7 protein-coding genes are annotated in these 7,399 nt (G+C 40.5%); 3 read left to right on the forward strand and 4 right to left on the reverse strand.

Annotation, left to right across the window (positions count from 1 at the left end):
* Positions 1-60: 60 nt before the first annotated feature.
* Both ABXG83_RS13875 and ABXG83_RS13880 read right to left on the reverse strand, forming a co-directional pair.
* Positions 61-1,404, reverse strand: coding sequence for an ABC transporter permease (locus ABXG83_RS13875; RefSeq protein WP_353549463.1), 1,344 nt, complete (start codon positions 1,402-1,404; stop codon positions 61-63).
* A gap of 35 nt (positions 1,405-1,439) precedes the next feature.
* On the reverse strand, positions 1,440-2,375 hold the full coding sequence (locus ABXG83_RS13880; protein WP_353549464.1) for an ATP-binding cassette domain-containing protein: 936 nt from the start codon (positions 2,373-2,375) through the stop codon (positions 1,440-1,442).
* A 148-nt stretch (positions 2,376-2,523) separates the two neighbouring features.
* Here ABXG83_RS13880 and ABXG83_RS13885 point away from each other — a divergent pair, with 148 nt between their 5' ends.
* Positions 2,524-3,525, forward strand: coding sequence for a zinc dependent phospholipase C family protein (locus tag ABXG83_RS13885; RefSeq protein ID WP_353549465.1), 1,002 nt, complete (start codon positions 2,524-2,526; stop codon positions 3,523-3,525).
* 20 nt (positions 3,526-3,545) lie between these two features.
* Here ABXG83_RS13885 and ABXG83_RS13890 read toward each other — a convergent pair whose 3' ends face one another.
* Together ABXG83_RS13890 and ABXG83_RS13895 are read right to left on the reverse strand one after the other, a co-directional pair.
* On the reverse strand, positions 3,546-5,165 hold the full coding sequence (locus ABXG83_RS13890) for an FAD-dependent protein (protein WP_353549466.1): 1,620 nt from the start codon (positions 5,163-5,165) through the stop codon (positions 3,546-3,548).
* A 43-nt stretch (positions 5,166-5,208) separates the two neighbouring features.
* Positions 5,209-5,583 (reverse strand): DUF3127 domain-containing protein, encoded by a 375-nt coding sequence (locus ABXG83_RS13895; RefSeq protein ID WP_353549467.1) that lies wholly within the window; start codon positions 5,581-5,583, stop codon positions 5,209-5,211.
* Positions 5,584-5,694: 111 nt separating this feature from the next.
* Between ABXG83_RS13895 and ABXG83_RS13900 the strand changes: the two genes are divergently transcribed.
* Entirely contained in the window at positions 5,695-6,438 is a 744-nt protein-coding gene (locus ABXG83_RS13900) for a 5'-nucleotidase C-terminal domain-containing protein (RefSeq protein WP_353549468.1), read from the forward strand.
* Positions 6,428-7,357, forward strand: coding sequence for a metallophosphatase (locus ABXG83_RS13905; RefSeq protein ID WP_353549469.1), 930 nt, complete (start codon positions 6,428-6,430; stop codon positions 7,355-7,357). Before ABXG83_RS13900 ends, ABXG83_RS13905 begins: the two co-directional genes overlap by 11 nt.
* Positions 7,358-7,399: the final 42 nt, after the last annotated feature.

The following is a 7,399-nucleotide window of genomic DNA, read 5'->3' on the forward strand; positions in this document are numbered from 1 at the left end:
CCAATTTCGAAATCAGAAAATCTTCTAGTTCGAAATTGGACATTCATTTGTTGGATATTTCTAATTCTTCTTAACGGCCCATTTCCATAATTCTTTCCAGGTTACTTTCTTACCATACATCAGAATACCTGTACGATAGATTTTACCTGCAAGCCATGTTGTTCCGAAGAATCCAAGTACAAGGAAAAGCATACTCAGAATCAATTGGAAAGTAGAAACACCTTCCGGTATACCATGGGCTACTCTGGCCATCATTACAATGGGAGAAGTTAATGGGAACAGACTACCAAAGACTGCTAAACTACCATTTGGATTATTCACAGCCTGCATCATGATAACTATGCCGAAAATGATGGGCATCATGATGGGCAGTAGAAGACTTTGCGCATCTTGCATGTCTTCATTGGCTGCACTACCTACTGCTGCAAAAAGAGAAGCATACATAAAGTAACCACCCAAGAAATAGAAAACAAAACAGCCGACAATCAGCGGGAAATTGATCTGATTCAATCCTTCCATTAATCCTCTGATCATATCAGGTTGTTGCTTGGCAGCATCTACAGCAGCCATCATACCCGGTTGTACAGGTTGAGCCTGCATACCTTCAAATAACTGAGGGAAAAGAATCGGAACCGCAAACTGAAGGATAATTACCAATGCCCCCCAGATCAAGAACTGTATCAATCCAACTGCACCAATACCAATGATCTTACCCATCATGAGTTGGAAAGGTTTTACACTACTGATGATTACTTCTGCGATACGGCTTACTTTCTCTTCCACAACACCGCGCATTACCATGGTGCCATAAATAAAGAGAATGATATAGATCATGAAACCGGAAATAAAACCTACTGCATAGCTTACGCCCACTTTGGTTTGATTCTCTTTTTTGCCGGATGTATTCGCAAAAGTGATCAGTTCTTTTTGTGCTTGGATACTGTCCAATTGAGCCTTAGAGATATTCATTGAAAGTAAACGTTTTTCTTCCAGTGCTTTACTCACCCTGCTTTCAATTTTTTCACGCGTCATCAGACCTACTGTTTTCGCTGAACGGAATTGTAAAGAATCATTGGTTTGACCGCTGATACTAAATCCGGCAGGTACAAACAGGTAAGCATCATATTCTTTCTGCTCTAATTTTTTATTGAGTGAGGCGGTATCTTCTTTAACAAAACTAAATATGACCTCGCTACTTTTTTTCTCATCGATCTTTCCATTGAATACATTCGCTTCATCCACTACGGCCACTTTAAAATCAGTGGTGGATTTAACGGACATAAAGATGATGACAGCATAAAATGCGAAGATAAGGATCGGCACACCGATAGTGGTCAGTAAAAAAGTTTTCTTTTGTACCCTTGTGAGAAATTCTCTTTTGGCTACTATAAATATCTTATTCATAAGTTGTGTTGTTAGTGGTTGAATAACAATGATGATTAATCTACTTTCTGGAATGATCTTGTAAGAGCACTGCTACCTTCCACAATGCGGATAAAGATATCATTCAGCGAAGGCAATATTTCATGAAACGATTCGATCGTTGTGCCTTGTTGCAAAAAGTGCATGAGTACATCATTACTACGGAAGCCTTCATTGATCTTTACTGTGAGGTCATTCGCATTTTCATGAAGGATGGAGAAAGCCTGACTGTTGGTGTGACCCGGCTTATCCTGTAAACGAATCTTAAATTGATTTTCTTTGAATCTTTGCTTGATCTCTGCTACAGATCCGTCTAAAACTTTTTTACCCAGATTCACCAACACAATATGATCACAGATCTCTTCAACCTGTTCCATACGGTGAGTACTGAAAATAACAGTAGACCCACGCTGTGCCAAACCAAATATTTCATCCTTGATCAAATTGGCATTCAATGGATCCAAACCGCTAAAAGGTTCATCCAGGATGATCAGTTTGGGTTCATGAAGCACCGTGGTCACAAACTGTAGTTTTTGGCTCATCCCCTTACTCAGGTCTTCCACTTTTTTATTCCACCAGGTCTCCATTTCGAGTTTCTTGAACCAATATTTTATTTTCTCCATTGCTTCATTTCGGCTCAATCCTTTCAATTGTGCCAGATATAAAGCTTGTTCTCCGATCTTCATTTTCTTATACAAACCACGTTCTTCCGGCATGTAACCGATCAAACGAATATCATTCAATGGATCAAAGGGCTTGCCATCAAATTTGATCTGTCCCATATCAGGGTAAAAAATGCCGGTGATCATACGCAGCAGGGTGGTTTTACCTGCACCATTCGGACCCAAGAGCCCGAAAATGCTGCCTTTTTCAATGGAGAAACTGATATCATCCACTGCTTTTTGTGTGGCATAATATTTTCTTAATGCCTCTAGTTCAAGGATTTTACTCATATTGATGTGGTTTGGTCGTGTTCGAATAATGTCGAAATGAAGATAACAAATCAACAATAACAGCAGGTTAGTAGTGGATAGGCGGGAATTATTACAGTAATTGAACCTGAATCTGCTAATTTCGCGCCTTAAATACGTGAAAAAGTATATGAATCATTTGCAAAAAAGTAAGATCGGCTTTTTATTGTTATTGATCCTGGTGGTATGTGGTAGCTGGGGTTTTCTGGTGCACAGAACCATTCATCAGTTGGCGGTCTATGAATTGCCTGCAGAGATCAGACCTTTTTTCTATAAGAACTTAGAAAAAGTAGTTGCAGATGCTCCTCGTCCTGATCAAAGACGTAATACAGATAGTACTGAAGCTCCTAAACATTTTATTGATCTGGAAATGTATGGCGAGAATGCTGCAAATACAATGCCTTTTGATTGGCAAAAAGCCATCCAGAAATACTCTAAAGACAGCTTAGAGAAATATGGATACGTGCCTTATCATGTGATTTACATGAAGCATAAACTTACACAGGCATTCAAGCAGAAAAATAAAGACAGTATCCTTTTTTATGCAGCGGATATCGGTCATTATATCGGAGATGCGCATGTACCATTGCATACTACCGTGAATTATGATGGACAGTTGACCAATCAAAAAGGTCTACATAGTTTATGGGAATCAATGATACCGGAATTGGAAATAGAACAGTATCAATTGTATTCATCACATAAAGCTACTTACCTGAAAGATCCGGCAGCAGCTATCTGGAAAGCAGTACGTACGGGCTTTACGATGGTTCCTGAAATGCTGGCAAAAGAAATCGAAGTCTCTAAAAATTTTACTGATGCCACTAAATATCGTGTGCAGATCAGGAGAGGCAGAGAATCAAAAAGTTATTCTACCGAATTTGCAAAAGCGTATGCAGCATCATTAAAACCAAGTATCAATCAACGATTATTACAGTCTGCTGATCTGATTGCAGATTTTTGGTATACAGCATGGGTTGATGCAGGTAAGCCTGACCTAAAGCAAATAACTCAAAACTGGACGGATAACGATCAGCAACAATTGGATAAAGAATTAGAAGCGTTTAAGAAGAATGAGTTACTAAAACAGCAGTTGTTGATCTCGCGAAAACAGATGCAAGAAAATAATTAAGCGATCAGGGAGGTCAAGAATCACTTCCCTTTTTTTATGATCATATCGGCTACTCTTTCTCCATCCATTGCAGCACTCACTATACCGCCTGCATAACCTGCTCCTTCGCCACAGGGATATAAATTGCTTACTTGTGGATGTGTTAATGTATCTGCGTTTCTCGGAATTCGAACAGGAGAGGAGGTTCTGCTCTCTGTAGCTACCACTACTGCATCATTGGTATAATAACCTCGCATTTTTTTACCAAATGCTGTGAATCCGCCTTGCAAGCTTTTGTAAATAAAATCTGGCAGCACTTCTTCAAGGGCAGTAGAATTCAATCCGGGTACATAACTGCAATCAGGTAAATCGGCAGATACTTTGCCGGAACAAAAATCAACCATTCGTTGAGCAGGCGCTACAAAATGACCGCCTCCTGCATGATAGGAGTTTTGCTCAACTGCCTGCTGAAAATACATCAATAGCAGCGGATCGTTTTTAGCAGGGATATTTTTATTGATAGTGCTTCCATCAGGTAATGTCCATTTTCTTTTCACAAAAAACTGAATTGCATCCTGTTGTTCCACCTGAACCACCATGCCACTATTGGCATAGGGGTTATTGCGTTTACTTGGGCTCCATCCATTGACCACCAATTCACCCGGACTCGTTGCTGCGGGTGCGATGATGCCACCCGGACACATACAAAAGCTAAATACTCCTCGGTTATTGACCTGTTCTACCAATCCATATGAGGCAGGAGGTAAAAATTCATCACGGATCGGACAATGATATTGAATGGAGTCGATCAGCGCCTGCGGATGCTCAATACGAACCCCTAAAGCAAATGGTTTGGATTCAATTAGTATTTGTTTATTGGATAGCAGTGTGAAAATATCACGGGCTGAATGTCCTGTTGCAAGGATACATTCATCAGCCATGATGGTATCACCATCCGCGGTGAGCACTCCTTTGATGATTCCTTTTTCAAGGATGAAATCAACAACCTTTTTTTCGAACAAAAACTGTCCGCCACTATCGCGAATTTGCTCGCGCATGGCTGTAATGATATGTGGAAGTTTGTTAGTGCCAATATGCGGATGTGCATCGTACAAAACAGATTCATTCGCACCGAACTGATACAATAAGTTCAGGATACGGTGAATATCTCCTCTTTTGGTACTGCGGGTATATAATTTACCATCGCTGTAAGTGCCTGCACCGCCTTCACCAAAACAGTAATTGCTTTCAGGATTAACAATACCTTCTTTATTGAGTTTGGCAAGATCTCGTCTTCTGGAGCGAACATCTTTACCTCTTTCCAGAATGATCGGACAGATACCGGCTTCTATCAATTTTAGTGCAGCGAATAATCCGGCCGGACCGGCGCCAATGATGATAACTTTTTTTGTGGAACTACCAACATCTTTAAATGAAACAGGATCGATCGTTCTGGCATGAAAAGGTTCATCAATAAATGCCTGAACTGTGAGATTCATCCAAACTTGTTGACGGCTACGGGCATCGATCGAACGTTTGAGCAATACATAGCCTGAGATCTGTTCTATGCTTTTGCCACTAGTTTGAGCGATATACTCCCGAACGATGGCTTCATTCGCCGCTTCAGACGGCTTTAACTTGAGTGTGTATTGTTGTTGCATACTGTTAGGTATTTAGCCTAAAAAGTGTCTAATAAAATAATGATCAGAATGGAAGATCATCCACCACGTCAGCTGGTGGCGGCATATCATTGTAGGCATTACCGGCCGATTGATCTTGTTGTCCAAGTTTTACAGCTTCCATGCGCCAGGCATCTAAGTTGGTGATGTAGTTCTCACGACCATCTTTAACCCATTTGGTTCCTTTGATATTAAATTGAACACGTACGTCGTCTCCAATATTAAAACGATCAGGCATTGCGGTCTTATCCTGAACGCATTGAAACTTTACATAATTGGTAATGACTCTTCCGCCAATATCTTCTGATTTTTCTATTACAAATTCGCGGGTTTTAAAGGTCTCACTTCTTTGAATGATATCAAATTTGGCTACTAGTTTTCCGGTGATTTCGTACGACATTCATTTATAATTTATTAGCCGTAAAAGTAGCATTAAAATATTCTTTAAACAGAAAAAATGCGAATCGAGGTAGAATTATATTGTACCTTCCGACATTAACCGCTAACTGATATGTACAGGAGAAATTCTATTTTCTTTGGTCTCTTTATTGCACTATCCTCCTGCAGTACTTTTTATCAACCAACATCTTTACAGCATACCCAATACAAGATCGATGGATCGATTCGTAATGATTCATCTGTGATGGTGATGTTGCAACCGTACACGATGAATATCAACGCAACCATGAATCAGGTGATCGGTAGCAGTGCAGATACTTATACCAATAAACGCCCTGAATCTGAGATCGGCAATTTTTTAGTGGATTGCTATAAAGAGATGGGTGAAAAAAAATTCGGTCGCAAGATTGATGTTGCATTCATGAATGCAGGAGGTATTCGTAGTTATCTGGCCAAAGGGAATATTACCGTAGGAAAGATTTTTGAGATCATGCCTTTTGATAATCTCCTTGTCTTACAGGAATTGAAAGGAACTGTTTTGCAAGCGTACCTTGATGTGATGGCAGCAGATGGTGGCTGGCCGGTATCAAAAGGAACTACACTCCAGATAAAGAATAAAAAGGCAACCCGTGTCATGATCAATGGCAAACCTTTAGATCCGAATGTGATCTACACGGTTGCTCATTCCGACTATGTAGCCAATGGAGGAAGTGATTGTAGCATGTTAAAATCGATCCCACAGATCAACCGAGGATACCTGATGCGCGATGCGATATTAGAATATGTCAATATGCAAACAACCGCAGGAAAAACTATTCAGCCAATCATTGAAAACCGTGTGACGAATGCCGATTAACAGACGAAAATTCATACAGGAGACAAGTGCTGCATTGTTGGCATCTACATTGATACCCTTCAATGGCGATGCAGTTGCCGATCCTGTACAAAAATTGACCATACTGCATACCAATGATGTACACAGCCGTTTGGAGCCTTTTCCTATGGATGGCAGCCGTAACCAGGGATTGGGTGGGGTAGCTGCAAGAGCGGCCCTCATTTCGAAGATCAGACAGGATGAGGAACAGGTTTTGGTACTGGATGCCGGAGATATATTCCAAGGCACCCCTTATTTTAATATCTATAAGGGTGAGCCAGAGATCAAAGCAATGTCAGCCATGGGCTATGATGCAGCTACTATGGGCAACCACGATTTTGATCTGGGTATGGAAAATTTTGCAACGCAACTTAAACATGCATCATTCCCGATCCTGGTCAGCAATTATGATTTTTCCGGTACAGCCCTGGAAGGTAAAACCCAACCTTGGCAGATTTTTAAAAAGGGCAGTTTACAGATCGGGGTTTTTGGAATCGGTATTGAATTGCAGGGATTGGTTGCCGATAACCTATATGGTAAAACTACTTATCTGGATCCAATAGAAACGGCTAATAGAACGGCTAACATGTTACACAAAAAAGGATGTGATCTGGTCATCTGTTTGTCGCACTTGGGAGATCGTTATCAGGAAAATAAAGTGAGTGATGAGATTCTGGCAAAAGAAAGTTATGACATCGATCTGATCATTGGTGGACATACACACCGCTTTTTTGAGGAACCGAGAAAATATACCAATAAAAAGGGAGGAACTGTAGCGGTAAATCAGGTAGGTTTTGGCGGTATTCAGTTGGGCAGACTGGAGTATGAATTTTCCAGGGCGAAGAAAAAAAATCTCGCAAATGCCCATACTGTGGTTGTAGGGAAAAAAACAAGTGAATAAAAAATTTTTTTTTCAACATAAAGTCTACATATTCGCACCCCT

Origin of the sequence: Sediminibacterium sp. KACHI17 (assembly GCF_040362915.1) — a bacterium.
Taxonomy (GTDB): domain Bacteria; phylum Bacteroidota; class Bacteroidia; order Chitinophagales; family Chitinophagaceae; genus Sediminibacterium.